The sequence below is a fragment of the Streptomyces zingiberis genome, assembly GCF_012034935.1.
GTDB lineage: Bacteria > Actinomycetota > Actinomycetes > Streptomycetales > Streptomycetaceae > Streptomyces > Streptomyces zingiberis.
Window position 1 is genome coordinate 26,380 of record NZ_JAATEN010000032.1, and the last position, 26,254, is coordinate 52,633.

A 26,254-nucleotide genomic window follows, 5' to 3' on the forward strand; every position below is an offset into this window, starting at 1 on the left:
GCGCTTCCCTCGTCCCAGGCGGACCATCGCGCGCTGCCCACGAAAGGTTCCACCATGCTCCCGTCCCCGGCCTCGTCACCGTCTCTGCCCCCGGCCCTTGACTCCGTCCCGTCCCGCCGGTCCTCCGCCTCCCGCACCGCCCCCGCCCGCCGCCGGGTGCTCACCGCCGGTGCCGCGCTCGGCCTGAGCGCGCTGCTGGCCGCCTGCGGGGGCTCCGGCTCCGGCGCCGGGGACGGCGCGGACGGCGCGAAGGGCGGCGCGTGGTCCTTCACCGACGACCGGGGGAAGAAGCTCAGAGCGGACAGCGCGCCGCAGCGGATCGTCGCCTTCACCGGGACCGCCGCCGCCCTCGCCGACTTCGGCCTGGCGGACCGTGTCGTCGGGGTCTTCGGCGAGACGAAGCTGAAGAACGGCTCCGCCCACCCGCAGGCCGGCGACCTGGACGTCGGCAAGGTCGAGGTGCTCGGCAACGCCTGGGGCGAGTTCGACATCGAGAAGTACGCGGCGCTCAACCCCGATCTGCTCGTCACCCACCAGTACGACAAGAGCTCGCTCTGGTACGTCCCCGAGGAGAGCGCGGACAAGATTCTCAAGGTGGCGCCCAGCGCCGCCGTCAACGTGGCGAACGTGCCGCTCACCGAGCCGATAGAGCGCTACGCCGAACTGGCCGAATCCCTCGGCGCCGACCTGGACTCGAAGAAGGTCACCGAGGGCAAGGCCCGCTTCGAGAAGGCCTCCGAGACGCTGCGGAAGGCCGCGAAGAAGGCCGGCGGGCTGAAGGTCATGGCCGCCTCCGGCAGCGCCGACTACTTCTACGTCTCCACCCCGGGCCCCGCCGCCGACCTCACCTACTTCGAGGAACTGGGCGTCGAGTTCGTGAAGCCGGCGGACACCAAGGAGAGCGGTGGCTACTTCGAGAGCCTGAGCTGGGAGAACGCGGACAAGTACGACGCCGACCTGATCCTGCTGGACAACCGCTCCACCGCGCTCCAGCCGAAGGACCTCACTGCCAAGCCCACCTGGAAGGAACTGCCCGCGGTCAAGGCCGGGCAGGTCGCCGAGTGGGACCCGGTCCCGCGCTTCTCCTACCAGGGCTCCGCTCCGCTGCTGGAGCAGCTCGCGAAGGCGATCACGGACGCCGAGAAGCTGGACTGAGTCCCGGACCCCCGGACCCCCGGCTCGCGCCTGTCCCCGGGCCCGGGGACAGCGCTCCGGCCGTCCCGGCGTCCCGCCGCCGGGCAGCCCTCCCCTGCGGCGGTCCGGCGTCCGGGGTCCGCGGTGCCGTGTTCCGGTGTGCCGGCGGGCCGGCATTCCAGCGGCCGTAACGGGCAGCCGTGACCGGTGGCTCCGTGCACCCCGGCCCCGGCCGCCGGTCCGCGCGCCGCCGGCGGCGGTCCGCGACTCCGGGGCCGCCTCCACCCGGGGACGGCTCCCCGGTGACCGCCCGTCAGGCGAAGGGCGCTTCGCCCGCCGTTCCCGGAGGTGGGGCGGTGGCCTGCCGGAAAATTAGGTTAGGCTAACCTAAGTTCAACCCGCTCACCCCGCCCCGACGGAGGACCTCCACGTGAGTCTGCAGGGACCCCTTCCCGACGCCCTGACCGGCGTGGCCGCCCCGGTCGCCGATCCCCGCTCGCACCTGCTCTGCGGGGAGACGGCCGAGGAGTACCGGCGCCTGCTCACCGACGGCGTCGGCCGGGTCGCCGCCGCCGTCGCCGGCGCGGACCGCCCGTTCAGCGGCGTCTCCCCGGGCGACCTCGCCCCGCGCGTACGCAGGATCGACCTGGACCGGCCGCTGGGCGACCCCGCCGCGGCCCTCGCGGAGCTGGAGGAGGTCTACCTCCGGGACGCGGTGTGGTTCCACCACCCCCGCTACCTGGCCCACCTCAACTGCCCCGTGGTCCTCCCCGCGCTCCTCGGCGAGGCCGTCCTGTCGGCCGTCAACTCCTCCCTGGACACCTGGGACCAGAGCGCCGGCGGCACCTGGATGGAGCGCCACGTCATCGACTGGACCGCCGGGCGCCTCGGGCTGGGCGGTGCCGCGGACGGCGTCTTCACCAGCGGCGGCACCCAGTCCAACCTCCAGGCGCTGCTGCTGGCCCGGGAGGAGGCGTGCCTGCTGCTGCGGAAGAACCTCCCCGAGGGTGAACCGCTCGGCCGGCTGCTGCCGAGGCTGCGCGTCCTCACCTCCCGCGACAGCCACTTCTCCGTCCAGAAGAGCGCCAAACTGCTCGGGCTGGGCCCGGAGTCGGTCATCCCCGTGGACACCGACGGCGACCGCCGGATGCGTCCCGACCTGCTCGCCGACGAACTGCGCCGCTGTGAGGCGGCGGGCCTCACCGTGATGGCCGTGGTCGCCACCGCCGGCACCACCGACTTCGGCTCCCTCGACCCGCTGCCCGCCGTCGCCGACCTCTGCGAACGCGCCGGGGTGTGGCTCCACGTGGACGCGGCCTACGGCTGCGGCCTGCTGGCCTCCCCGACCCGCCGCCACCTCCTGGACGGCGTCGAACGCGCCAGCTCGGTCACCGTGGACTACCACAAGTCCTTCTTCCAGCCCGTCAGTTCGAGCGCCCTGCTGGTCCGCGACGGGGCGGTGCTGCGCCACGCCACCTACCACGCCGACTACCTCAACCCTGCGCGCAGCGCGGAGCGGCTGCCCAACCAGGTGGACAAGAGCCTGCAGACCACCCGCCGGTTCGACGCGCTGAAGATGTGGCTGACCCTGCGCATCATGGGCCCCGACGCCGTCGGCCGCCTCTTCGACGAGGTGGTCGACCTCTCCGCCGCGGCCTGGCGGGTCCTCGACGCCGACCCCCGCTTCGAGGTGGTCACCGAACCCGTCCTGTCCACCCTGGTCTTCCGCTGGGTGCCCGGTGCCCCGGCGGCGGGGGACGCGCCGGCGGCCGGCCGCGGGGAGGACCCCGCCGGCCGGGGCCCGGCCCGCGGTCACGCCGCCGACCGCGCCGTCGACCAGGCCAACCTGCACGCCCGCGAGGCGCTGGCCGCCTCCGGCGAGGCGCTGGTGGCGAGCACCGTCGTGGACGGCCGGCACCACCTCAAGTTCACCCTGCTCAACCCCCGGACCACGCTCGACGACATCCGCGCCGTGCTGGATCTCACCGCCGGATACGCCGAGGAGCACTTCCGCGCCGGCGCCCCCACCACCGCCGCGCCGCTCAGCGGCACCCCCGCCGGCTGACCGCGTGGCTCCCCGACCGCGCCACCGGGCCCGCCCCTGTGGCCCCTCCGACGAGCCCAGCCCCTCCGACCGCCCCAGCCCTCCCCGACGGAGAACGACGTGACCGATGTGACCGGCAGGACCGGCCTCCCCGAACCGGCGGCCGGCGGCGCCGACCGCCCCACCGCCGTCCATGACGTCATCGGCATCGGGCTGGGCCCCTTCAACCTCGGCCTGGCCTGCCTCTCCGAGCCCGTCGCCGGACTCGACGCCCTCTTCCTGGAGAGCCGCCCGGGCTTCTCCTGGCACCCGGGGATGATGCTGCCCGCCAGCCATCTTCAGACGCCGTTCCTCGCCGACCTGGTGACCCTGGCCGACCCCACCTCCCCGTACTCCTTCCTCGCCTACCTCAAGGAGTCCGGGCGGCTGTACCCCTTCTACATCCGCGAGAACTTCTACCCGCTGCGCTCGGAGTACGACGCCTACTGCCGCTGGGCCGCCGGCCGGCTGTCCTCCGTCCGCTTCGGGCACGAGGTCACCGCCGTCACCCACGACGAGCGCGACGGCCTCTACACCGTCCGCGCCGTCCGCACGGACACCGGCGAGCCCACCGAGCACCGCGCCCGCCACCTCGTCCTCGGCACCGGCACCTCCCCGTACGTCCCCGAGGCGTGCGAGGGGCTCGGCGGTGAGGTCATCCACAACTCCCGCTACCTGGACCACCGGGAGGCGCTCCGGGCGCGGAAGAGCATCACGGTCGTCGGCAGCGGCCAGTCCGCCGCCGAGATCTACTTCGACCTCCTGGCGGAGATCGACACCCACGGCTACCGCCTCGACTGGGTGACCCGCTCACCGCGCTTCTTCCCGCTCGAATACACCAAGCTCACCCTGGAGATGACCTCCCCCGAGTACGTGGACTACTTCCACGCCCTCCCCGAGGACACCCGCTACCGGCTGGAGAGCGAGCAGAAACAGCTCTACAAGGGCATCAACTCCGACCTGATCAACGCCATCTACGACCTGCTCTACGAGAAGAGCGCCGCCGGTCCCGTCCCCACCCGGCTGATCACCAACTCCGCACTCACCGGTGCCACGCACGACGAGGCCACCGGTGAACTCGGCCTCCGGTTCCACCAGCGGGAGCAGGACCGGGAATTCGGCCTCACCACCGAGAGCCTGGTCCTGGCCACCGGTTACGCCTACCGCGTCCCGGACTTCCTGGACGGCATCCGCCACCTCCTCCGCCTCGACGGTCACGGCCGTCTCGACGTGGCCCGCAACTACAGCGTGGACGTCACCGGCCGCGGGGTGTTCCTGCAGAACGGCGCCACGCATGCGCACAGCGTCACCTCACCCGACCTGGGCATGGGCCCGTACCGCAACTCCTGCGTCCTCCGGGAGATCCTCGGCCGCGAGGTCTACCCGGTGGAGAAGAGCATCACCTTCCAGGACTTCGCCGCTCCGGAGGGCGGCCCCGCATGAGCGACTCCCGCACCGGCACCCCCCGCGCCGAGGCCTCCCGCGCCACTCACGGCGACCCGGCCGGCGGCGCCCGGCCCACCGCGAGCACGCGGCTCGACCCGGCCCGCCTCGCCACCGCCGTCTTCCGCCACACCGACCCCCGCCTCGGCGAGTTCACCTTCATCCCCCTCGACCCGCGCGAGGACGCGGCCCTGCTGCACCGCTGGGTGACCCACCCCAAGGCCGCGTTCTGGCTGATGGGGGAGGCCACGGAGGAGGAGGTCGCCGAGGAGTACGGGCGGATCGCCGCCCACCCGCACCACGACGCCTTCCTCGGCCTCCACGAGGGCCGCCCCGCCTTCCTCGCCGAGCGTTACGACCCCGCGCACGTCGAACTCGCCGGTCTCTACGACCACCGGCCGGGCGATGTCGGCATGCACTTCCTCACCGCGCCGAGCGGCACCCCTGTGCACGGCTTCACCCGCGCCGTCATCACCGCCGTCATGGCGATGCTCTTCGGCGATCCGGCCGCCCGGCGGGTCGTCGTCGAGCCGGACGTGCGCAACACCGCCGTGCACGCGCTCAACGCCGCCGTCGGCTTCGAGGCCGCCGCCACCGTGGCCAAACCGGAGAAGGACGCCCTGCTCAGCTTCTGCACCCGGGACGCCTTCGAAGCCGCCGTGGCCGCCGCCGACGGCCCGGCGGCGCCCGGAACACCAGCCACCGGCACAACCGCCGGCCACGACGGGCCGGCCGCCACCCGCACGGCCCCGGCCGGAACCGACGCAGCAGCCGCAGGAGGAGCCGCGACATGACCGCCCCCCACACCACCCCGGCCGCCGGAGCCGTGCCCGCCCCGGACCCCGGGCACCCCCTCCCCGCGCCGGGTGCCGCTCCCTCCGCCGCCCCGCCCTCCGGGGCCCCCGCGGCGCTCCCGCACCCCTCCCGGGACCCGTACTCCCTCGGACCGGAGGAGGCCGTCGCCCACCTCACCCCCGAGCGCTGGGAGACCGCCGTCCGGCTGCTGCTCCGCAAGGCGCTCGCCGAGTTCTCCCACGAACGGCTGCTCGAACCGGCCCCGCTGGACGGCGGCGGATACCGCGTCACCTCCGACGACGGCTCCGTCGAGTACCGCTTCGCCGCCCGCCGTATGGCGCTCGACCACTGGCACGTCGACGCCGCGAGCATCACCCGGCACCGCACCGCCGACGGCGCCGCACTCCCGCTCGACGGCATGGCGTTCTTCACCGAACTGCGGTCCACCCTCGGCCTCACGGACGCCATCCTCCCCGTCTACCTGGAGGAGATCGGCTCCACCCTCTCCGGTACCGCCTACAAGCTCGCCGGGGAACCCGTCACGGCCGCCGAACTGGCCGGCGCCGGCTTCCAGGCCATCGAGACCGGGATGACCGAGGGCCACCCGTGCTTCGTCGCCAACAACGGCCGCCTCGGCTTCTCCATCCGCGACTACCACGCCCACGCCCCCGAGACGGCCGCGCCCGTCCAGCTGCTGTGGCTGGCCGCCCACCGCGACCACACCACCTTCAGCTGCTCCGCCGACACCGGCTACGAGCGGCTGCTCCGCGCCGAACTCGGCGCCGCCGCCCTCGACGCCTTCGCCGCCCGGCTCACCGCCCTGGGCCTGGACCCCGCGGACTACCTGCTGATACCCGTCCACCCCTGGCAGTGGTGGAACAAGCTCTCCGTCACCTTCGCCGCCGCGGTCGCCCGCCGCCGGCTGGTCTGCCTCGGCGCCGGTACGGACCGGTACCTCGCCCAGCAGTCGATACGTACCTTCTTCAACACCACCGACCCGGCCAGGCACTACGTCAAGACGGCCCTCTCCGTGCTCAACATGGGCTTCATGCGCGGCTTGTCCGCCGCCTACATGGAGGCCACCCCGGCCATCAACGACTGGCTGGCCGGCCTCGTCGCACGCGACCCCGTGCTCCGCCGCACCGGGCTCACCGTCATCCGGGAGCGGGCCGCCGTCGGCTACCGCGACCCCGGCTACGAGGCCGCCACCGACCGCCACTCCCCGTACCGCAAGATGCTCGCCGCCCTCTGGCGGGAGAGCCCCGTGCCCACCCTGGAGCCGGGCCAGCGGCTCGCGACGATGGCCGCCCTGCTCCACACCGACCGCGACGGCCGTTCGCTGGCCGCCGCGCTGATCGACCGCTCCGGGCTCGCGCCGCGGGTGTGGCTCCGCCGCTACCTCGACGCCTATCTCACCCCGCTGCTCCACAGCTTCTACGCCTACGGCCTGGCGTTCATGCCGCACGGCGAGAACGTCATCCTCGTCCTCCAGGACGACGCCGTGGCCCGGGTGGTGTTCAAGGACCTCGCGGAGGAGATCGTCGTCATGGAGCCGGACACCCCGCTCCCGCCCGAGGTGGAGCGGATCCGCGCCGGGACGCCGGAGGAGGAGCGGCTCCTCGCCATCTTCACCGACGTCTTCGACTGTTTCCTGCGCCACCTCGCCGCGCTGCTCGTCGCGGAGGACGTTCTCGACGAGGAGGGGTTCTGGCGTACCGTCGCGGAGACGATCACCGCCTACCAGGAGTCCGTGCCGGAGCTCGCCGAGCGTTTCGCGCGGTACGACATCTTCACCGAGGAGTTCGCCCTGTCCTGCCTCAACCGGCTCCAGCTCCGCAACAACCGCCAGATGGTGGACCTCACGGACCCCTCCGCCGCGCTCCAGTTCGCCGGCACCCTGCGGAACCCCGTCGCCCCGTACGCGCCGGCGCCCGCCTCCGCGGGGGCCTGACCGGCGATGGGCGGGCAGCGGGACGGACAGCGGGACGGAAAACGGGAAGGGAAGCCCATGGGGACCGGCGACCCGGCGGCGCGGAGGCGGGCACGCGCCCGCCGTCCGGGAGCGGCCGGGGTGGAAGCGGCCGGCGCCGGGGCGGCCGGTGATTCCGGGGCGGGGCAGCTCTCCGGGCACCGGGCGCGGTGGGCCGTCCTCGCCGTGGTCTGCCTCGCCGAACTGGTCGTGGTGCTCGACCACACCGTGCTCAACGTGGCGATCCCCTCCCTCACCGCGGACCTCGGCGCCTCCACCGCCGACATCCAGTGGGTGATCAACGCCTACGCCCTGGTGCAGGCCGGGCTGCTGCTCACCGCCGGGAACACCGCCGACCGGTACGGGCGGAAGCGGATGCTCCTCGCCGGGCTCGCCCTGTTCGGGGCCGGTTCGCTCGCCGCCGGACTCGCCGCCACCGCCGGGCAGCTGATCGCCGCCCGTGCCTTCATGGGCGTGGGCGCGGCCCTGCTGCTCACCACCACCCTCGCCGTCGTCCTCCAGGTCTTCGACGCGGCGGAACGGCCCAAGGCCATCGGCGTCTGGGCGGCGGTCAACGCGCTGGGCTTCGCCGCCGGACCGGTCGTCGGCGGGGTCGTGCTCACCCACTTCGCCTGGGGCGCCGTCTTCCTGATCAACATCCCGGTGGTGCTGTTCGCCCTGGCCGCCGTGGTGGCGCTGGTGCCCGAGAGCCGCGACCCGGGGGCCGGGCGGCCCGACCCGCTGGGCGCGGCCCTCTCCGTGCTCGGGATGACGGCCGTGGTGTACGCGGTGATCAGCGGCCCGGGGCACGGCTGGACCTCCCCGGAGGTGCTGCTCACCGCCCTCCTCGGCCTCACCGCGCTGGGGCTGTTCACCCTCTGGGAGCGGCGTGTCCCGCACCCCGTGCTCGACCCGCGGCTGTTCCGGAGCCGCCGCTTCACCGGCGCCGTCACCGGCGTCGTCCTCATCACCTTCGGCAGCGGGGGCGCGCTCTACCTCCTCACCCAGCAGCTCCAGTTCCTGCGCGGCGCCACTCCGCTGGAGGCGGGCTGGGCCGTCGCCCCGTTCGCGGTGACCGTGGTGGTGCTGAACGCCACCGGGCTGCCCGCCCGGTGCATCGCGCGGCTCGGACTGCCGGCCGTGATCAGCGGCGGGATGGCGCTGCTCGCGGCCGGGTTCGCCGTCGTCGCCCTCGCCGGGGACGGAAGTTACGGACTGCTGCTGCCGGGGCTCGTGTTCATGGGAACGGGCTGCGCCTTCGCCAACCCGGCGATCGCCGAGGCCGTCATGGGGGCCATCCCCCGGGAGAAGGCCGGCGCGGGCGCGGGGGTGAACAGCACCATGGCCGAGCTGGGCGCCGGGCTGGGCGTCGCGGTGCTCGGCGCCGTCCTCGCCTCCCGGTTCGCCGCGGGGCTGCCGGGGGCGGCCGCCGGGGCGGAGTCGCTGCCCGCGGCGCTGGAACGCGTCTCCGGCCCCGCCGAACGGGAGGCCGCCCTCCAGGCGTTCGCCTCCGGACTGGAGACCGGACAGCTCGTGGGCGCCGCGGCCGTGCTCCTCGGCGGATGCGTGGCCGGCGAACTGCTGCGCCGGGCCCCACGCCCCGGCACGGGCCCCACCGCCACCGGCCCGGACGACGGGGTACCGCGGGAGCGCACGGAACCGGCGGAGCCGGGCGGGGCCGCGGACGGCGGGCCCGGGGGCGTGTCCGCGGCCGGGGCGGGAGCGGCCGTGGTGGCGGGGGTCGTCGGAGCCGCGGGAGCCGCGGGCGCGGTGGTACCCGCCGCCACGGCCCCGGAACCGGCCGGCGGGGACGGTGCGCCGGACCCGGCCGCCGCTTCGGGTCCGGCCGGCGGGGACGACGAGCCGGCCGACGCCGGAGCAAGGGAGAGACGGACGTGAGGACCTACCGGGACCGCTGGGGCGTTCCCCATCTGTGGGCGGAGAGCGCGCTCGAACTCGCGTACGCCCAGGGCCGTCACGCGGCCCGGGACCGCGCCTGGCAGATCGAGGTGGAGCGGCACCGCTCGGAGGGCACCACGGCCTCCTTCCTCGGCCCGGACGCCGTCGCCTGGGACACGTTCGCCCGGCAGGCCCGGCTGGACGACACCGCCCGCCGCTGCTGGCGCGCCCTGGAGCGGGGGGACCCGGAGACCGCCGCCTGGCTCGCCGCCTACACCGACGGCGTCACCGCCGGCCTGCCCGAAGGGGCCGCCCGGGCACCGGAGTTCGCCGCCACCGGCGCCGGGCCCGGCCGGTGGCGGCCCTGGACACCGCTGGGCGTCTGGCTCTCCGCCCACATCCTCTTCGCCGGCTTCCCCACCAAGCTGTGGCGCGCGGAGGTGGCCCGCCGGCTCGGCGCCGGCTGGACCACGCTGTTCGCCACCGACGGTCCCGGTACCGCCGGCAGCAACGGCTGGCTGCTGCCCGGTGAGCACACCGCCACCGGGGCCGCCCTCCTCGCCGGGGACCCGCACCGCGTCATCGAGGCGCCCGGCGTCTACCAGCAGATCCGGCTGGCCTGCCCGGAGTTCGACGTGGTGGGGTTCGCCGTGCCCGGCGTCCCCGGCCTCGCCCACTTCGGGCACACCGGCCACGCCGCGTGGGCGATCACCAACGCCATGGCCGACTACCAGGACCTCTACACCGAGCGCCTGCGCCGCCGGCCCGGACCGCCGGCCGGCGCTGCGGCGGACGGCCGCGGCGGGCCCGCCGGGGCGGGTGAGGTGGTCGAGGCCCTGGGTCCGGACGGCTGGCGCCCGGTGGCGCGTTCGCTGGAGACCGTCGAGGTCGCGGGCGGGGAGCCGGTGACCGTCGAGGTCCTCGAGACGGCGCGGGGCCCGGTGATCGTGCCCGGACCGCCGCCCGCGGACGCGTCCGCGTCCCCGCCCGCCGGTGCGGACGCCCGGGGAGAGCCGTTCGCCCCCGGTCCCCCCGGCGCGGGGGACACCGCCCTGGACGGCCACCCGTACGCCGTCAGCCTGCGCTGCCCCTCGCGGGTCCGTGAGGACCTCGGGTTCGGCGCCCTGCCCGCGCTGCTGCGGGCGCGGACCGTCGCCGACATCGACCGCGCGCTGGACGGCTGGGTGGAACCGGTCAACGTCGTCCTGGCCGCGGACACCGCCGGGGGGACGCTGCACCGCGTGGCCGGCGCCGTTCCGCTGCGGCACCCGGAGAACAGCCTGCGGCCCGCGCCCGCCTGGGAGCCCGGCCGCGCATGGCGGGGCCTGCACCCCATGCCCCGGGAGGCCGTGCGCGGACCCGCCGTCATGGCCAACCACCGGGGTATCGCGGGGCCGCTGGGGGTGGAGTTCGCCCCGCCGCACCGCTTCCGCCGGATCGGGGAGCTGCTGGCCGGGCGGTCCGGCTGGTCGGCCGGGGACATGGCCGCGATCCACGGGGACACCCATCTCGCCTCCGCCGCGCCGCTGCTGGACGCCCTGGCCCGGCTCGGCGCCGGCGGTGCCGATGGTGCCGGCGGCGCCGGTGGTCCGGGCGGTCCGGACCGCCCCGAGCCGGGCCTGAGCCCCGCCGCCGCCCGGCTCCGTGACCGCCTGCTGCGCTGGGACCGCCGGATGGACGCGGACAGCGCCGACGCGGCCACGTTCGCCGCGCTGCGGGCGCGCGTCGTACGGCGGCTGGCCGGTCATCCCGCGTTCGCGCCGCTCGCCGGTGCACTGCCGTATCCGGAGGTGTTCGCGCCCTGGCTCGCTCTCGTGCCGCGTGTCGCCTTCGCCCTGGAGGCCCTGCTCGCGGACGGCGGCCCGCTGAAGGACACGGACCGCGCCGAGGCCGTGGCGGCGGCGGCCGAGGAGACGGCCGCCGAGGAGGCGGAGCGGGAAGGACCCCCGCCCCGCTGGGGTGACCTGCACCGGCTCGCCCCGTGGCAGGCCCTCCCCGGGCCGGGCGACGGGGCCCAGGGTGTGGCGGGCGCCGGGGACGAGGCCACGATCGGCGCCGGCCCTGACGCCGTGACCGGCGACGGCACCGGCTCCCCACCCGGTGCCGACGGCGGCGGGGCGGCCGCTGCGCCTGCCGCTGCCGCGGCCGTTACCGGTGCCGCGGCCGTTACCGGTGCCACTGCCGGTACCGCTGCCGCTGACGGGGCCGGTGAGGTGGCCGTGCCCGGTGCCGGTTCCGGCGCCGATCCCCGGGCCGTCGCCGGAACCAGGGACTGGCCCGGGCTCTCCGGCGACCACGACTGCGTTCTGGCCACGTCCAGCGTGCCGGGCGTCACCCATCACAGCTTCCGCGCCCCGGCCGCCCGTTTCGTCTGGGACCTCGCCCGCCGGGAGAACAGCCTGTGGGCCGTGCCGCTCGGCGCCTCCGGGGTGCCGGGCGACCCGCACCACCGGGACCAGCTCCGGCTCTGGGCGCGCTGTGAACTCGTCCCGGTCGTCACCGACTGGCACCTGCTGACACCCGAACCGGAGGAACCAGGGCGACCGGACGGCTCCAGGCCGACCGGAGCCGGAGCCACGGGTGCCGGACCCACCGGAGCCGCTTCCGGCGGCCCCCGGCCCGTTCCTCCCGTCCCGGCAGCCGCCCCGCCCGCCCCGCCCACCTCTCCCCACCACCCAGGAGCGTCATGACGACCGCAGACCACCGGCCCCCCGTGCACGAGCGGCACGTCGAGGGCTTCGGCACCGTCCGGGTCGTTCCGCTCGATCCCGTACGGGACACCGACCTGGTCCACGGCTGGGTCACCGAGGAGCGCGCCCGCTTCTGGGGGATGAACGACCACTCCCGCGAACAGGTGCGGGAGATCTACGCCTTCCTGGACTCGCTCGACACCCATCACGCGTATCTGCTCCACCGGGACGGCCGCCCGGTGGCCCTGTTCCAGACCTACGACCCAGCCGCCGATCCCGTCGGCGAGGCCTACGAGGTGCGGCCCGGTGATTTCGGCGTGCACATCCTCGTCGGGCCCCCCGGTGCCGGCCCCGAGCCGGGGTTCACCGGGACCCTGCTGACCGTCTTCCTCGACCACGTCCTCGCCGAGGACCCCTCCCGCCGGCGGATCGTCGCCGAGCCGGACGCCCGCAACGCGAAGGCCGTGGGGCGTTTTCTGCGCAGCGGTTTCCTCCTCGGCCCCGAGATCGAACTCCCCGGGAAACGGGCCCGGCTGGTCTTCCTCGACCGGGAGACCCACCAGGCCGGCGCGGGGGCCGCCACCGGCTGACCCGGCTCCTCCGTCCCGACCTGACCTCCCTCCTTTCCCGGCCCGGACCGGCGCGCGCCGGCGCCGGTCCGCGCGCCGTGATGCCCCCGGGTACGCCGTTCGCAGCACGGCCGCCACCCGCACCGGGACGGGAGCGGCCACATGAGAGCCAACCATTCCCGTCCCGCCGTGGTCCCATCCGGCAAGGGGGGAAGGCCCCGCCGGCACGGGAGCCACGCGGCCCCGTGCGGCGGTGCCGGCGGACGGCCACGCCCGTGGCGACGGCCCGCGAGGGGCGGGCCAGGGCGCGCGGCGCCCACGGAGCACGGCTCGCGACGCGGCGGGCCGGGCCGGGGGCGCCGGGCCCGTCCCGCCGGCCGTCCCCGACCAGGACCGGACAACGGGGGAAACGACTCGTGCGGAACGAACAGCGGGGCGCACAGCGCACCGGACAGCAGACCGGACAGCAGACCGGACAGCAGACCGGACAGCAGACCGGACAGCAGAGCGGACAGCACGGCGAGCGCCGTGGCGAACAGGGGACGGAACCGCCGGTCCGCGGCCGGCGGGGCGGGCGCCACTACCGGGAGACCTTCTTCATCGTCGGTGAGGGAGGCGCCGGGCGCGTCGTGGAGACCGGCGGCGGCCGGGCCCGGGGCCGCGAGGCCACCGAGGAGGACCGGAAGAACCTCTTCCGTTTCTCCCGGCTGAGCCGGGCGAAGGGCCACCAGATCTCCGAGGAGCTGCGGGTCAAGCTGGCCCGGGCGATGACCACCGGGACGCCCGACAGCGACTCCGCCCCGGGCGTCCCCGCCGGATACACCTACCTCGGCCAGTTCGTCGACCACGACCTCACGATGGACGCCACCGAGGCCGCCCTGGGCGAGAGCGTCACCGTCGAGGAACTGGAGCAGGGCCGCTCGCCCTCGCTCGACCTGGACTCCCTCTACGGCCTGGGCCCCGGCCGCGCCGGCGCCGGTTACGGCGGCGCCGCGGGCCCAGCCGCCGGCCCGGGCGGCTTCTACGCCCCCGGCGGCCGGCTGAAGACGGGCAGCACCGTGGGCGTCGGCCTCCCGGCGAACTTCCCGCCGGCCAACGACGACCAGCCGGGCTTCGACCTGCCCCGGGCCGGCGAGGCCGGCGGTCCCACCAAGGCAGGCCGGCGGACCCCGCTCATCCCGGACCTCCGCAACGACGAGAACCTCATCGTCGCCCAGACCCACCTGGCCTTCATCCACTTCCACAACCGGGTCGTCGACGAGCTGGAGCGGCGGCGCGTACCGGCCGCCCGCCGCTTCGCCGCCGCCCGTGAACTCGTCGTCAAGCACTACCAGTGGATGCTGCGCACCGACTTCCTGCCGAGGATCGTCGACGAGGAGATCGTCGAATCCGTCTTCACCGGGGGACGTCGGTACTTCGAGGTCCCCGTGGGAGGCCGGCCCGGGCGGTTCCCGGGCGTGGGGCCCGGCCACCGTCCGACGATGCCCATCGAGTTCTCCGTCGCCGCCTACCGCGTCGGCCACAGCATGATCCGCCGGCGCTACGAGTGGAACCGGGTGTTCAGCAGTACCGGCCCGAACGGTGCCGCGCCGCTCGTCGCCCTCTTCCGCTTCACCGGCGTTTCCGGCAACCTCAGCCCGGGCCTGGGCGACGACCTGAACGACCCGGAGTCGGGGACGCTGCTGCGGCTGCCGTCGAACTGGACCACCGACTTCCGCCGGCTCTACGACTTCACCGCCGCCGGGCGGCCCGATCTCGCGGTGCCCGCCGCCGAGTTCAACCTCGCCCAGCGGATCGACACCCTGCTGGTGGACCCGCTCGCCACGCTGCCCACCGGCAGTTTCGGCGGCCGTGGCGCACCCGTGCCGGACCCGCTCCACCTCAATCTGGCCTACCGCAACCTCGCGCGCGCGGCCATGGTCGAGCTGGCCACCGGACCGCAGCTCGCCCGGGAGATGGGGATCGAGCCGCTGACCGCGGAGCAGATCCTCACCGGCGACGGCGGCGCCCCCCTCGGCACGCTCACCGAGGCCGAGCGGGCCGAACTGGTGGCGCACACCCCGCTCTGGTTCTACGTGCTCCGGGAGGCGGAGGTGAACCCCAAGCAGCCGGGGCGGCTCACCGGGGTCGGCGGCCACCTGGTCGCCGAGGTCTTCCACCGGGCCATCGAGGGGAGCCGTGACTCCATCGTCCGCGACCCCCGCTGGCGGCCCACGCTCCCGGCGCGCCGCAAGGGCGGCTTCACCATGCCGGACCTTCTGCTGTACGCCTTCGAGGGCCGGGCCGACCTGCTCAACCCACTGGGGGACGGGCCGATTCCGGCACCGTGACGGGCCCGCCACCCTCCCCGCCCGGCGGCCCCGGGCGGGGAGCCCCCGCCGGCGGCGGCACGGGGTTCCCGGCCGGTGCCGTCACGGGTCCTGAGGCGGGCACCGACGCGGGCCCCGATACGGCGGGGCCGGCGGCCGGGACGCCCCCGCCCGGCAGGGGTGCCGCCCGGCGGATCCACAACAGGGCGCCCAGGAGCAGCGCGGCGGCGCCCGGCAGCCAGGCCCACGGGCCGGGCGGCAGCGCACCGGCGACCACGCCCGCCGCGGCCCCGGCCGCTTGCAGGGCGAGGGACTGCACGGACAGCGCGGTGGCCCGGCCCGCGCTGTCCACCCGGCGGTGCAGCAGCTCGTTCTCGCTGGGCCCCGCCGAGCCCAGCCCCAGGTAGAAGGCGCCGTACCCGGCCGCCGCGAGCACCAGGGCCGGGGCGCCGGACCACAGTGGGGTCACGGTGAGCACTGCCAGGCCCGCCGCGCTCACGGCCAGGCTCAGCAGCACCGCCCGTTCACCGCTCCCCGCCAGCCGGGCCACGAGCGGCGCGCACCGGCCGCCCAGGGCCGTGCAGAGGAAACCGGCGCAGGCCAGCCCCGCGAAGAGCAGGGCGCCGGACGCCGGGGAGCCCGTCAGGGCGGCCGCCCGCGGCGGGGTGAGCAACTCGACGACGGCCAGCCCGCCCCCGCAGGCGGCGGCGGTGAGGAAGAGCCGCCGCACCAGCGCGTCCCGCCCACCCAGCCGCAGTCCGGCCAGCATGGTGGGCCCCACCCCGCGCAGCACCTCCCGCGCCGTGACGCGGGGCCTGGGCGGTTCGGCGAGCGCCGTCAGGACGTATCCGATGAAGCCCACGGCGACGGCCGCTCCGAGCAGGGCCGGCACGGACAGCGGGAGCACCCGGTCCCCGGTGGCCGCCCCCAGCGCGTCCCCGACCCCGGCGGCCGGCCCGCTCAGCAGCCAGGGCAGCCCGCCGCCCACCAGGGTGCCGAGGGCCAGCGCGGTGGCCGAGGCCGTGGTCGCCCGGGCCAGCCCGGTGCGCAGCTCGGCACCGGGCCCGTCGAGGGCGTGGGCCGTGTCCACGTACCAGGCCTCGGCGGGGCCGCTGGACAGCGCCCGTCCGGCGCCCATCGCCAGCATGGCCGGCACCAGCGCCCACAGCGTGCCGCCCAGCGCCACCAGCAGCAGGGCGGTGAGGTTGAGCAGCCCCGCGGCGACCAGCACGGGCCGGCGGCCGAGCACGTCGGAGAGACCGCCCGTCGGCAGCTCCAGCGCGGCCACGGTGCAGGAGTGCACGGCGAAGAGCGCGGCCACGGCGGCGAGGCTCAGCCCGCGCTCGCGGAGCAGCAGCACCTGGCAGGCGAGGGAGAGCCCGGCCGGCAGCCAGAAGAGAAAGGTGACGGTGGCGAACCGGCGGCGTGCGCCGTGCGGGGTGAGCCCCGCGAACCCGGGACCGGCGCCGGGCGGGGGCTGCGCGCCGGGCGCGGGGACCGCGGGCTTCCCGGCGCTCACGGCCGGCCGCCCGGACGGGCGGTGCCGTCGCTGCCGTTCCTGACGTCCGCGCCGTCCGCGCCGTCCGTGTCGTCCGTGCCGCCCCCGCCGTCCGTGCCGGTCGCGGCGCCCGGCCAGCTTCCGCGCTCGGGGGTACGCGGGCCGTCCGCCCCGTCTCGCCGGCTCGCGTCCGTGCCGGTGTCCGCCGCGTCCGCGCCGTCTGCCCCCTCCACGGTCCGGTCCCGGTCCCGGCGGGCCACCGGGAGCCCGGCGGTGACGAGGACGACCTGTTCGGCGTCGGCCGCACCGGCGTCCCGTGCGGCCAGTTCGTCCGCGGTGCGGGTGAAGACCTCCCACAGCTCGGTGAGCGAGGCGGGCGTCAGCCGGACCACGCGGTCGTCGATCCCGGACGGCTCCTGCCAGCCGGCGGCCAGCCGGCCGGCGCCGAGATCCGCCTCGTGGCGGGCGATCGAGCGCTCCAGATGTTCGATCTGCGCCCGGCGCGCGACATCGAGAAAGGCCCGGTGGGCGGGGGAGGCGCGCATCGCCTCGTTGCTCCAGGCGGTCACGGTGTGCTCGGCCCGCCAGCGGCGCTCCCGGCCGTCCCGGTGCGTGGCCTCCGCCACGAACCCGTGCCGGGCCAGCACCCGCAGGTGGTAGCTGGTCGAGGCCGAGGACTGGGCGGTGGCGCGCGCCAGTTCGGTCGCGGTGGCGGGACCGTCCTGCCGTAGCGCGCCGAGCAGACGGATGCGCAAGGGGTGGGTGAGGGCCTTCAGCGCCTCGGAGTCCCGCTCGGGGTCGAGGGTGCGCCGGTCCGGTCCATCGTGCCGGTCGTGCCGGTCATCGGTCATGCCGGGAGCGTAGAACAGCTGGGGAACTTTGCCAACAAAGTTTTGCAGAATTTATTTGGCATACATGCCGGGCCCGGCCTCACCCGACTCCGCCCGCACCGCTGTCCGCCGCACCGCTGTCCGCCGTCCCGGCGTCCGCCGTTCCCGGCCGGGTCAGTGCCGCCGGTCCGCCCGGTGGCGCAGATACTCGATCACCAGCGCGAGGGCCGCCGCCACGGTGTCCCGGCGTACCTCCTCGCGCGTCGTCCCTCCGCTGCGGAACTCGCGGCTGAACACCCGCTCCGCGTCGGCCAGGCCGAGGTACACCAGGCCGACGGGCTTGCCGTCCTGGGCGGCCGGCCCGGCCACGCCCGTGGTGGAGACGGCCAGCGAGGAACCGAACAACTCCCGGGCCCCGGACGCCATCTGCTCCGCGGTCTCCGCGCTGACCGGCCCCCGCGCGGCCAGCGTCTCCTCGCCCACCGCCAGAACGGACGCCTTCGCGGCGGTGGCGTAGGTGACGGCACCGCCCAGGTAGTACGCGGAGGCGCCGGGCGTCCCGGTGACGGCCGCCCCCAGCAGACCACCCGTCAGTGACTCCGCGGTGCTGATCGACAGGCCGCTGCCGCGGAGCAGGGCACCGAGTTCGGCCGCGCGCTCCCCGGCCCTCCGGTCCTGGTGATCGCGGTGATCGCGTCGGTCGTCGTGGCGGTGGTGCCGGTCGTGGCGGTCGTGGCGGTGGTGGCGGTTCACGGCGGCTCCTGGGCGCGGGGCGGGACTCCCCGGTCTACCGGAACCCACCCGGAAGGTCACGGCGTTCACGGCGGGGGCACCTCCGTGTCAGGGCCGCTCCGCCCCGCCTCCCGGAGCGGCGCTCACCCCTGTGGGGGAGGGGAGTCACCGGGCGGGCCCGGCCGGTGACGGGTCCGCTTCACCGGCTCCGCCCCCTCCGCGCGCACCCTGTCCTCTCCGGCCGAGGACCGGGGGCGTCCGTCACGGTGATGCCGACGGCCGCGGCGAGACGCGGCGCCAGCTCCAGGAGCTGCCCGGAATCGACCACCGCGCCCCGCAGGGAACCGAGACCCGCCGTGATGTCCAGCGGGCCGGCGCCGCGCAGGTCGACCCCGTCCGCCCGCGCCTGGCGGAAGCGCACGTCCTCCAGCGCCGAGCCGGGGAAGGAGACCTCGCTGAGCAGCGCCTCACCGAAGTCCACGTCGCGCAGCAGGCAGTCGGTGAAGGTGACCTCGCGCAGTTCGGCGGCGGTGAAGGTGACCCCGTCGAACTTGCAGCGGTGGAACGCCACCCGGCGCAGCTCGGAGCCGAAGACCGGCAGCCCCGCGAGGGAGCCCGCGACGACCTCGGCGTCCACCCACTCGCTCTCCGCCAGATCCACGCCGACCAGCCGCGGCTCGTGCAGCCAGACGTCGTGGAAGCGCGCCCCGCGGAAGCGGCCGCCGGTGAGGACGGGGGAGGAGAAGGCGCACTCGGTGAAGCGCGCGCCCGCGCTGTCCGCGTCCTCCACCGTGACGCCGTCGAAGTGCAGCGTGTCGTGGAAGGCGCCCGGTGTGAGAGACCCGGTGAACGGCAGCAGATGGTCCGCGTACGGCAGGTCGCCGAGCGCGCGGGGTGGTGGCATGGCCGTCCTCCTCATTCACCGGCGCCGGGGCGGTGGCGCCCTGCGCGGCCGGCCCGGCTGCCCACGGAGCGCGGCCCGGCCGTGGCCGGACCCTCCGGCCGCCGACGACTCTACGGTCCGCCACCGACAGCGGCCGGAAGCCGCCGGGAGCGGCCGGCAAGCGGCCGGCCGTGGCGCGCGGCCGGCCCGGCGGATCCCCGCGCCCCGCCCCCGGGCCGCCGTCGCGGAGCGCCCCGCCACCGCCCGGGGTTCCGGCAGGAGCCGGTTCGCCGGCCGTCCCGTCCCGCGCCTCCCGGGCCCCGGCGCGGGGCGCGGGGATCCGCCGGGCCGCGCTGTCGCCACCGTCGCGTTTCAGCCCGATCCGGAGCGCGCCCCGGGCGTTCACCCCCGGCAGTTCGCCGAGCGCGCGGGGCGGCCCGCCGGGAGCCCGTGGGCCCGGACGGCCGGCCTCACACCGCCGGCCTCCGTCGAGCAGCGCCTCAGTCGAGCAGTCCGTACGCCGGCAGGGTCAGGAAGTCCACGTACTCCTCGTCGAGGGCGACCCGCAGCAGCAGGTCGTACGCGCGCTGCCAGGCGCCGGTGGCGAAGGCGTCCTCGCCCAGCTCCTCGCGGAGCGCGGCCAGTTCCCCGGCGGCCACCTCGCGGACCAGCCCCGCGGTGACCTTCCGGCCGTCCTCGAACTCCACGCCCGCGTTCACCCACTGCCAGATCTGCGAGCGGGAGATCTCGGCCGTGGCCGCGTCCTCCATCAGGTTGAAGATCGCCACGGCGCCCGTGCCGCGCAGCCAGGACTCGATGTACCGCAGCCCGACCCCGACGGCGTTGACCAGCCCGTCGTAGGTCGGCCGCGCCGTCAGGGAGTCCACGGCGAGCAGGTCGGCGGAGGTCACGCGGACGTCCTCGCGGAGCCGGTCCTTCTGGTGCGGCCGGTCGCCGAGCACCGCGTCGAAGGACGCCCGGGCGACGGGCACCAGATCGGGGTGGGCGACCCACGAGCCGTCGAAACCGTCCGCCGCCTCACGGTCCTTGTCCGCGCGGACCTTCTCCAGCGCCGCCTCGTTGACCCGGGGGTCCCGCCGGGAGGGGATGAAGGCCGCCATGCCGCCGATGGCGTGCGCTCCCCGCTTGTGGCAGGTGCGGACCAGCAGTTCGGTGTAGGCGCGCATGAAGGGAGCCGTCATCGTGACGGCGTTGCGGTCCGGCAGCACGAACCGGTCCCCGGCGTCGCGGAAGGTCTTGACGATGGAGAACAGGTAGTCCCAGCGGCCGGCGTTGAGCCCGGAGGCGTGATCGCGCAGCTCGTAGAGGATCTCCTCCATCTCGAACGCCGCCGGGATCGTCTCGATCAGCACGGTGGCGCGGACGGAGCCCTGCGGGACGCCGAGCAGGTCCTGCGCGTGGACGAAGACCTCGTTCCAGAGGCGGGCCTCCAGGTGCGACTCCAGCTTCGGCAGGTAGAAGTAGGGGCCCAGGCCGCGGTCGAGCAGGCGGCGCGCGTTGTGGAAGAAGTAGAGGCCGAAGTCGACGAGCGCGCCGGGGAGCGGCCGGCCGTCCCCGTCGCGGAGGTGCCGCTCGTCCAGGTGCCAGCCGCGGGGTCGGGTGACGACCGTGGCCAGTTCCTCGTCCGGGCGCAGCGTGTACGTCTTGCCGCGCGGGTCGGTGAAGTCGACGCGGCGCTCGTGGGCGTCGATCAGGTTGAGCTGGCCGAGGACGACGTTCTCCCAGGTGGGGGCGGTGGCGTCCTCGAAGTCCGCGAGCCAGACACGCGCCCCGGAGTTGAGCGCGTTGATGGTCATCTTCCGGTCCGTGGGGCCGGTGATCTCCACCCGGCGGTCGGTGAGCGCGGGCGGCGCGGGCGCCACCTGCCAGTCGCCCTCGCGGATGTGGGCCGTCCCGGCCGGGAAGTCCAGGGTCCCGGTGCGCGCGATCTCGCGGCGGCGCTCTCCCCGCAGGGCGAGCAGCTCGTCGCGGCGCGGGGTGAACCGGTGGTGCAACGCGCCGAGGAAGGCCAGCGCCTCGGGGGTGAGGACCTCCTCCTGGCGGGCCGGCGGCGCGGCGTCGACGACGGTCGGTGCGGACGGCACCGGTGCGGCCATGGTCGGTCACTCCTTCGGGCAGGGGTGTCAGGGGTGTCCAGGGGCGGCCGGCCACGGATCCGTGGCGTTCCGGCCGGTGCGGACGAGGTGCCGGAGGCGTGGGCGAGGAGGACGCGGCGGGGCTCCGGGCCGCCTCCGGTTCCTGGCCTTTCCTGCCCCCGGCACTCGCTCAGGGAGCGTAGTTTCCTCATGGTGGAACTTCAATACCGGTAAGTGAGAGGGGCGGGCTCGGCCGGGAACCCCGCCGGCAGCCGGGCGGCGCCGGGGCCGGTACCCCGGAAGGGCTCCCGGCCCGCCGCTGCCCGGCTCCCGGCCCCGCCCCGGCCCCGCCCCGGCTCCCCGCGCGCCACCCGCCGCTGCCCGGCTACCGGGCCGGTTCTCCGCCCGGTCCCCGGCCCGGCCCTTCGCCCGGCTCCCGGCCACGCTCCGCGGGGAGTTCCTCCCCGGAGCGGGTCAGCCGCCACAGATCCCCGGGGGTGTCCACGTCGCCGGGATCGGCGAGGCCCGAGCAGTCCACCAGGGTGATCTCCGCGCGGTGTTCCGCGAGATAGGCCCGCGCTCCCCGGTCCCCCGTGGCCTGTTCGGCGACGGCCGTCCAGTGGCCGGTGCCGAGCAGCACCGGATGACCGCGCCGGCCGTCGTAGGAGGCCGCGGCCAGGCTCGCGGGCGAGCGGTACGCGCCGCGGACCCGCGCCACCGCCGCCGCCCCCACCCCGGGCTGGTCCACCAGCATGACGAGGACCGCCACCGGGCCGCCCGGAACCGCCGCCGGCGTCGCGAGGGACGCCAGCCCGGCGCGCAGGGACGTGCCCATGCCCTCGGCCCAGCCCGGGTGTTCCACCAGGACGCACCCGGGCAGCGCGGCGCGGGCCCGCACCCGGTCCGCCCCGGCGCCCAGCACGACGTGCACCGGATCACAGCCGCCGGCCCGGAGCGCCGCCGCCGCGCGTTCCACCAGGAGCCCCCCGTCGTGGGGCAGCAGCGCCTTGGGCCGCCCGCCCAGCCGCCGCCCGCCGCCCGCGGCCAGCAGCAGCCCCGCCACCCGTGGGCCGTCCGCGCGGCGGCCGTCACCGCGGGGGCTCGCGGCGTCCGGTTCCCCGTCGCGCGGGCGGTCGCCTCCGCGCGGGTCGTCGCTCCGTCCGGCGGTACCCGGCGTCCTCCGCGAGGTCTGGTGTTCCGTCATGCTCCGTGTATAGCGGGACGGGTCCGGATCCGTGCGGGCGGTCCGCCCCCGCGGACTTCCGGGCGGGCGGCGTTCGGGGCCGTGGTCACGGGCGGCGGACGGGACCCGTGCCTCCTGCGGAGGTGAGGGGAGGGCTCCGGGCGGGGCCGGATGGTCGCGTCCCGGTCGCGCGGGGGCATGGCCGCAGCTCACCCGTGCACACGGCGGTCCCGGCCCGCCCGCGCGCACCCGCCCGGGAGGCCCCCCCCCGTCCGCGAGATGGTCCGGTACGGACGGGTATGGTACGGCCGGTTTTCGCCCTCCGTGTGGCGCCGGCGGCGGAGCGTGGCGTTAACTGTCGGCGACTCCGGTGCGCCGCGCCCACGCGCCCGGAGCCGCGGGGGCCCGTAGCGCCATGCGAGGAGCGAGGGGACACGCATTGCGAAGTGATCGGACGGACTGCGGTACGCGGACGGCCGTCGTCGCGTACGGAGGGACGCCGGGCGGCGAGGGCCGGGCGGACGGAGGCGGTGGGACCGCGGGCACGGACCCGCGGTTGACGGAGTTGTGCGCCGCGGTGTCGCGGCTCCGCCGGGAACTGGCCGGTCATCCGGCCGATCTGCGGGACCGGGGGGCGGCGGAGGAGGAACTGGCCGCCCTGGACGCCATGGTGGCCGCGGGCGTACCGGAAGTGCCCTGCCTGCAACGTTCACTGCTGCTCATCACCGGCGCGGTCGGCTCGGTGAGCGCGCTGGCACCGGCGCTCGCCGAGGTACGCCACGTGATCGAACTCTTCGGCGCCCAACCGGCGCCCGGACGCGGGGGCTGAACCACCGGCACCACCGATACCGGCACCACCGTTACCGCTGAAACCATCGGTACCGCCGGTGCCGGCGTCTCCGCGGACCCGGGCCGGTATCGGGGCCGGGTCACGCCGGCGCGGCCGGGGATGCCCCGCCGGTGCCGTTCAGCGTCTCGGAGAGGTCGGCGGCGACCTGGTGCAGGAGCGGCGCGATCCGGGCGGTCGCGTCCTCCGTCAGCCGGCCGGCGGGCCCGGAGACGGAGATCGCCGCGGCCGTGGGGGAGTGCGGAACCGCCACGGCCAGGCAGCGCACGCCGAGTTCCTGCTCGTTGTCGTCCACGGCGAACCCCGACTCCCGCACCTCGCGCAGCGCGGCGAGGAAGGCGTCCGGCCGGGTGATGGTCTTCTCCGTCGCCGCCGGCATTCCCGTGCGGGTCAGCAGCGCTCGGACGTCCTCGTCGGGGAGGTGCGCCAGCAGGGCCTTGCCGACGCCGGTGGAGTGCGGCAGCACGCGGCGGCCGACCTCGGTGAACATCCGCATCGAGTGGCGCGAGGGCACCTGGGCGACGTAGACGACCTCGTCGCCGTCGAGCAGCGCCATGTTCGCCGTCTCGCCGGTCCCCTCCACGAGCCGGGCGAGATGCGGCCGGGCCCAGGTGCCCAGGAGGCGCGCGGAACTCTCGCCGAGACGGATCAGCCGGGGGCCCAGCGCGTAGCGGCGGTTGGGCTGCTGCCGTACATAGCCGCAGGCCACGAGGGTGCGCATCAGCCGGTGGATGGTCGGCAGGGGCAGTCCGCTGCTGCCGGAGAGCTCGCTGAGGCCCACGGAACCACCCGCGTCCGCCATCCGCTCCAGCAAGTCGAATGCCCGTTCGAGGGATTGCACCCCGCCGGGACCGCCGGTGGTCCTGGTGCCTGCGGTGTTCCTGTCGCGGGACGGCGGCACGGAGCATCCTTTCGGGCGGGGGTGGCGGGATACGGCGGGACGGCCGGAGCCGGGGGCCGGGGCCGGGTGCGGGCAGCCTACCGGGCCCGATCCGCCACCCGTGGGGAAGCGGGCTCCGGACGGCGGCCGGGGGCGGGCCGGGGCGGGGGGCCCGGGACCCGCCGGACGGGCGGTGGGGTGGGCGGATGCCGCCGTGGGGGTCCTGTGAACGGCATGCGAACATCTGTGGCATCCCGTTGAAACGTGGACCCTGCACACGTGAGGGTGTGGGCTACGGATCCCCCCATGGTGTCGTCTGGCGACGGCGGCCGCCCACCCCCACGGGCGGCCGCCCGTGCAGCCTCTCGCCCGGCGGCCCGGGCCGTGCCCGCTGCGCCGGCCCCTATCTCAGGTTTCTGCGGTTCTCCCGCCTCCGGCGACGACCGTGCCCGTCCGGCGCGGCGCCCCCTGCCGCCCGGCCCGCTCCGTGTGACCGGCGGTGCGCCACCTGCCCGTCCCACGCCGGCACCACCGAACCCGGCCCCCCGCCGACGGGACCGTACGCCCGCTGCCCCTGCTGCCCCGGCCGGGCCGCTCCCGCCGTCCGGCCGCGCGGGCGCCCGCGCCGGGGCCGCGGGGACTCCCGCGGATCCGGTCAGATCCGGCCGGCCACCCGGTCGCCCAGCGCACGGAACTGACGGGCCTGTAGCACCGGGTACCACGGCTCCCGCAGAAGCCCTTCCACGGCGCGCATCAGCGGCCGGGGGCGGCCGTGGCTGCGGACCCGGGCCACCAGCCGGGTCCCGCCGCCGGGCGCGGGCCCCAGGTGGAAACCCCAGACGGCGTCGGCGTACGCCCAGGGGCGCGGCTCGGAGCGCGGGTCGAAGGGCCGTCCGGAGGGCAGCTCCAGCAGCACGCGGAGCACGAGGGTCCGCTCCGGTTCCACCTCCGCCACCGTGAACCACGACTCCCCGCACGGCGTCACGGTGACGCGCCGTCCCACGCGGACGTCCTGCCACTGCGGCACCACCCGTTCCGCGCTCGGCCGGCCGCCGTTGACCAGGCCGTCCCAGCCGTACCAGCCGCCCCGGTCGCAGCCGAGCTGCGCCAGCCAGGGCCAGACCTCCTCCGGCGGGGCGGGCAGGGTGACGGCCATCGTGGAGGTGGACGCGGCGCCGGGGACGAGCGCGTCACCGGGGTAGGTCCGTTCGGCCTCCTCCACGGTCGCGCCCCAGGTCAGCAGCCGGGGGCGGACGAACAGGCGGTGGAGGACGGCCACGGCGGGCAGCGCGAGGGCGAACAGCCGTACGGTGCGGCGCCGGCCGGCGCGGGCCCGGGATCCTCTCATGCGCTCAGCCTCGCAGCCGGCCCCGCACCCCACCACCGGAGACCACGGCGCGCCCCGGGCACCCACTCCACGGGCCCGTCACCGCGGGACCCCGCCGGAGGGATCGCCCGAGGGCCAGGGAGCCGGGGGCCGGAGAAGCACCCAGGATCGTCCCGGACCACGGACCACGGACCACGGACCACGGGCCACGGGCCACGGGCCATGGGCCACGGGCCACGGCACCGGCGCCGAATCCGCGCCCGCGGACCGGACGGCCGACCGTACCGCGGGCCGGAGCGCGGGCCGGATCGCGCGATCGGGGCTGCCTCCCCGGGCCTCCCGGGGTGCGGCGGAATCCGGGCGCGGGTGCAGCCGTGCCTTGCCGGGCCGAGCGGTTGTGCCGCCACCGGCGCGGGTATTCGCTCCGCACAGTGCGCCGTTCACCGTTCCGCGCGCCGTCGCGCCCCCGGGCGCCGGCCGCGGATCCGGTCCGGGCGTATGCGGCGGGCGAGCGCTGCCCCCGCAGCCGGGCCGGGCGGGGGCCGGCAGGTGACGGGGCGGAGCCACAGGCGAGGGGGCGGAGGTGCGGAGTGACGGATAGACCCGGGGTGTGGCGTCCGGGGGGCCTGCCGGCGGGACGCGCGCACCGTCGTGATCAGGCACCGGGACCACGCGGCGACGGCCGTCACCGCCGGCGGCCGGTGGCGGCCGGAGCCCTTCCCCCTGACGGCGGTCGATCCCGCCGGTGCGGGGGACGCCTTCGCGGCCGGTTGTCTCTCCGCGCGCCTGCGCGAGCTGCCCGAACCGGACGCGCTCGCGGAGGCGGCCTGCGTCGCCGCCCTCACCGTCCAGTGCACCACCGACACCGGCAGGCTGCCCTCGGCCACGGTCCGCGGCCGTGCCCTGGCCGGCTGCACCGCCGGCCGTGAGGCGGCGGTACACCGCTGACCCCTGCGCCGGATCACTCCCACCCCTCCCCGCCGCCGTCCCCCCATCCGTCACCGACTCCCGACCGGCCGCGACCCGCCCCCCCCCGCCCCCCCCCCCCCCCAACCCCCCCCCCACCCCCCCCCCCCCGGGCCGGCCC

At 76.2% G+C, this 26,254-nt stretch carries 19 protein-coding genes; 11 read left to right on the forward strand and 8 right to left on the reverse strand.

Features of this window, described 5'->3' with window-relative positions; translation table 11 throughout:
• Nucleotides 1-54: 54 nt before the first annotated feature.
• From HCK00_RS25880 to HCK00_RS25920, 9 genes are all read left to right on the forward strand, one after another.
• Nucleotides 55-1,155: an ABC transporter substrate-binding protein gene (locus HCK00_RS25880; RefSeq protein WP_168104472.1), complete on the forward strand. Its 1,101-nt coding sequence runs from the start codon at nt 55-57 to the stop codon at nt 1,153-1,155.
• Nucleotides 1,156-1,570: 415 nt separating this feature from the next.
• Nucleotides 1,571-3,199: a pyridoxal phosphate-dependent decarboxylase family protein gene (locus HCK00_RS25885; protein WP_168104488.1), complete on the forward strand. Its 1,629-nt coding sequence runs from the start codon at nt 1,571-1,573 to the stop codon at nt 3,197-3,199.
• 99 nt (nt 3,200-3,298) lie between these two features.
• On the forward strand, nt 3,299-4,660 hold the full coding sequence (locus tag HCK00_RS25890; protein WP_375782015.1) for a lysine N(6)-hydroxylase/L-ornithine N(5)-oxygenase family protein: 1,362 nt from the start codon (nt 3,299-3,301) through the stop codon (nt 4,658-4,660).
• Nucleotides 4,661-4,821: 161 nt separating this feature from the next.
• Nucleotides 4,822-5,454 (forward strand): GNAT family N-acetyltransferase, encoded by a 633-nt coding sequence (locus tag HCK00_RS25895; RefSeq protein WP_311765497.1) that lies wholly within the window; start codon nt 4,822-4,824, stop codon nt 5,452-5,454.
• Nucleotides 5,451-7,406 (forward strand): IucA/IucC family protein, encoded by a 1,956-nt coding sequence (locus HCK00_RS25900; protein ID WP_168104474.1) that lies wholly within the window; start codon nt 5,451-5,453, stop codon nt 7,404-7,406. Before HCK00_RS25895 ends, HCK00_RS25900 begins: the two co-directional genes overlap by 4 nt.
• 120 nt (nt 7,407-7,526) lie before the next feature.
• Nucleotides 7,527-9,323, forward strand: a complete 1,797-nt coding sequence (locus tag HCK00_RS25905; RefSeq protein WP_311765493.1) for an MFS transporter — start codon at nt 7,527-7,529, stop codon at nt 9,321-9,323.
• A complete protein-coding gene (locus HCK00_RS25910; RefSeq protein WP_168104476.1) occupies nt 9,320-12,013 on the forward strand; it encodes a penicillin acylase family protein in 2,694 nt (897 codons plus the stop codon). Before HCK00_RS25905 ends, HCK00_RS25910 begins: the two co-directional genes overlap by 4 nt.
• Nucleotides 12,010-12,603, forward strand: a complete 594-nt coding sequence (locus HCK00_RS25915) for a GNAT family N-acetyltransferase (RefSeq protein ID WP_168104477.1) — start codon at nt 12,010-12,012, stop codon at nt 12,601-12,603. Before HCK00_RS25910 ends, HCK00_RS25915 begins: the two co-directional genes overlap by 4 nt.
• Nucleotides 12,604-12,998: 395 nt before the next feature.
• On the forward strand, nt 12,999-14,912 hold the full coding sequence (locus tag HCK00_RS25920; RefSeq protein WP_311765494.1) for a peroxidase family protein: 1,914 nt from the start codon (nt 12,999-13,001) through the stop codon (nt 14,910-14,912).
• Here the strand turns inward: HCK00_RS25920 and HCK00_RS25925 are convergent.
• The 6 genes from HCK00_RS25925 to HCK00_RS25950 all read right to left on the reverse strand — a co-directional run bounded on the left by HCK00_RS25925 (nt 14,875) and on the right by HCK00_RS25950 (nt 22,134).
• Entirely contained in the window at nt 14,875-16,410 is a 1,536-nt protein-coding gene (locus HCK00_RS25925; RefSeq protein ID WP_206321003.1) for an MFS transporter, read from the reverse strand. The genes HCK00_RS25920 and HCK00_RS25925 overlap by 38 nt on opposite strands.
• Entirely contained in the window at nt 16,407-17,240 is an 834-nt protein-coding gene (locus HCK00_RS25930; protein WP_168104478.1) for an ArsR/SmtB family transcription factor, read from the reverse strand. Before HCK00_RS25930 ends, HCK00_RS25925 begins: the two co-directional genes overlap by 4 nt.
• A 153-nt stretch (nt 17,241-17,393) precedes the next feature.
• The gene (locus HCK00_RS25935) at nt 17,394-17,972 is read right to left on the reverse strand and encodes a CinA family protein (protein WP_168104479.1); all 579 of its coding nucleotides are present in this window, start codon (nt 17,970-17,972) and stop codon (nt 17,394-17,396) included.
• A 178-nt stretch (nt 17,973-18,150) separates the two neighbouring features.
• Nucleotides 18,151-18,855: a pentapeptide repeat-containing protein gene (locus tag HCK00_RS25940; protein ID WP_168104480.1), complete on the reverse strand. Its 705-nt coding sequence runs from the start codon at nt 18,853-18,855 to the stop codon at nt 18,151-18,153.
• A 479-nt stretch (nt 18,856-19,334) separates the two neighbouring features.
• The gene (aceB, locus tag HCK00_RS25945) at nt 19,335-20,951 is read right to left on the reverse strand and encodes a malate synthase A (protein WP_168104481.1); all 1,617 of its coding nucleotides are present in this window, start codon (nt 20,949-20,951) and stop codon (nt 19,335-19,337) included.
• A 364-nt stretch (nt 20,952-21,315) separates the two neighbouring features.
• Nucleotides 21,316-22,134 carry a nucleotidyltransferase family protein gene (locus HCK00_RS25950; RefSeq protein WP_168104482.1) on the reverse strand — a complete coding sequence of 273 codons (819 nt, stop codon included), beginning with the start codon at nt 22,132-22,134 and terminating at the stop codon, nt 21,316-21,318.
• A 394-nt stretch (nt 22,135-22,528) separates the two neighbouring features.
• Between HCK00_RS25950 and HCK00_RS25955 the strand changes: the two genes are divergently transcribed.
• Entirely contained in the window at nt 22,529-22,942 is a 414-nt protein-coding gene (locus HCK00_RS25955; protein ID WP_277348317.1) for a DUF5955 family protein, read from the forward strand.
• A gap of 100 nt (nt 22,943-23,042) precedes the next feature.
• Here the strand turns inward: HCK00_RS25955 and HCK00_RS25960 are convergent, their stop codons facing one another.
• Entirely contained in the window at nt 23,043-23,861 is an 819-nt protein-coding gene (locus HCK00_RS25960; RefSeq protein WP_168104484.1) for an IclR family transcriptional regulator, read from the reverse strand.
• A gap of 634 nt (nt 23,862-24,495) precedes the next feature.
• Nucleotides 24,496-25,188 (reverse strand): hypothetical protein, encoded by a 693-nt coding sequence (locus HCK00_RS25965; RefSeq protein WP_168104485.1) that lies wholly within the window; start codon nt 25,186-25,188, stop codon nt 24,496-24,498.
• A 630-nt stretch (nt 25,189-25,818) separates the two neighbouring features.
• On the opposite strand from HCK00_RS25965, the gene HCK00_RS25970 reads away from it, so the two are divergent.
• Nucleotides 25,819-26,115: a PfkB family carbohydrate kinase gene (locus HCK00_RS25970; RefSeq protein ID WP_311765495.1), complete on the forward strand. Its 297-nt coding sequence runs from the start codon at nt 25,819-25,821 to the stop codon at nt 26,113-26,115.
• The last annotated feature ends 139 nt before the right edge of the window (nt 26,116-26,254 follow it).

What these genes read in the sequence shown, in the direction of transcription:
- HCK00_RS25950 (WP_168104482.1), bottom strand. Translation starts at nt 22,134, where the DNA reads ATGACGGAACACCAGACCTCGCGGAGGACGCCGGGTACCGCCGGACGG.
- HCK00_RS25955 (WP_277348317.1), top strand. Translation starts at nt 22,529, where the DNA reads ATGCGAGGAGCGAGGGGACACGCATTGCGAAGTGATCGGACGGACTGC.
- aceB (WP_168104481.1), bottom strand. Translation starts at nt 20,951, where the DNA reads ATGGCCGCACCGGTGCCGTCCGCACCGACCGTCGTCGACGCCGCGCCG.
- HCK00_RS25965 (WP_168104485.1), bottom strand. Translation starts at nt 25,188, where the DNA reads ATGAGAGGATCCCGGGCCCGCGCCGGCCGGCGCCGCACCGTACGGCTG.
- HCK00_RS25940 (WP_168104480.1), bottom strand. Translation starts at nt 18,855, where the DNA reads ATGCCACCACCCCGCGCGCTCGGCGACCTGCCGTACGCGGACCATCTG.
- HCK00_RS25930 (WP_168104478.1), bottom strand. Translation starts at nt 17,240, where the DNA reads ATGACCGATGACCGGCACGACCGGCACGATGGACCGGACCGGCGCACC.
- HCK00_RS25880 (WP_168104472.1), top strand. Translation starts at nt 55, where the DNA reads ATGCTCCCGTCCCCGGCCTCGTCACCGTCTCTGCCCCCGGCCCTTGAC.
- HCK00_RS25915 (WP_168104477.1), top strand. Translation starts at nt 12,010, where the DNA reads ATGACGACCGCAGACCACCGGCCCCCCGTGCACGAGCGGCACGTCGAG.
- HCK00_RS25900 (WP_168104474.1), top strand. Translation starts at nt 5,451, where the DNA reads ATGACCGCCCCCCACACCACCCCGGCCGCCGGAGCCGTGCCCGCCCCG.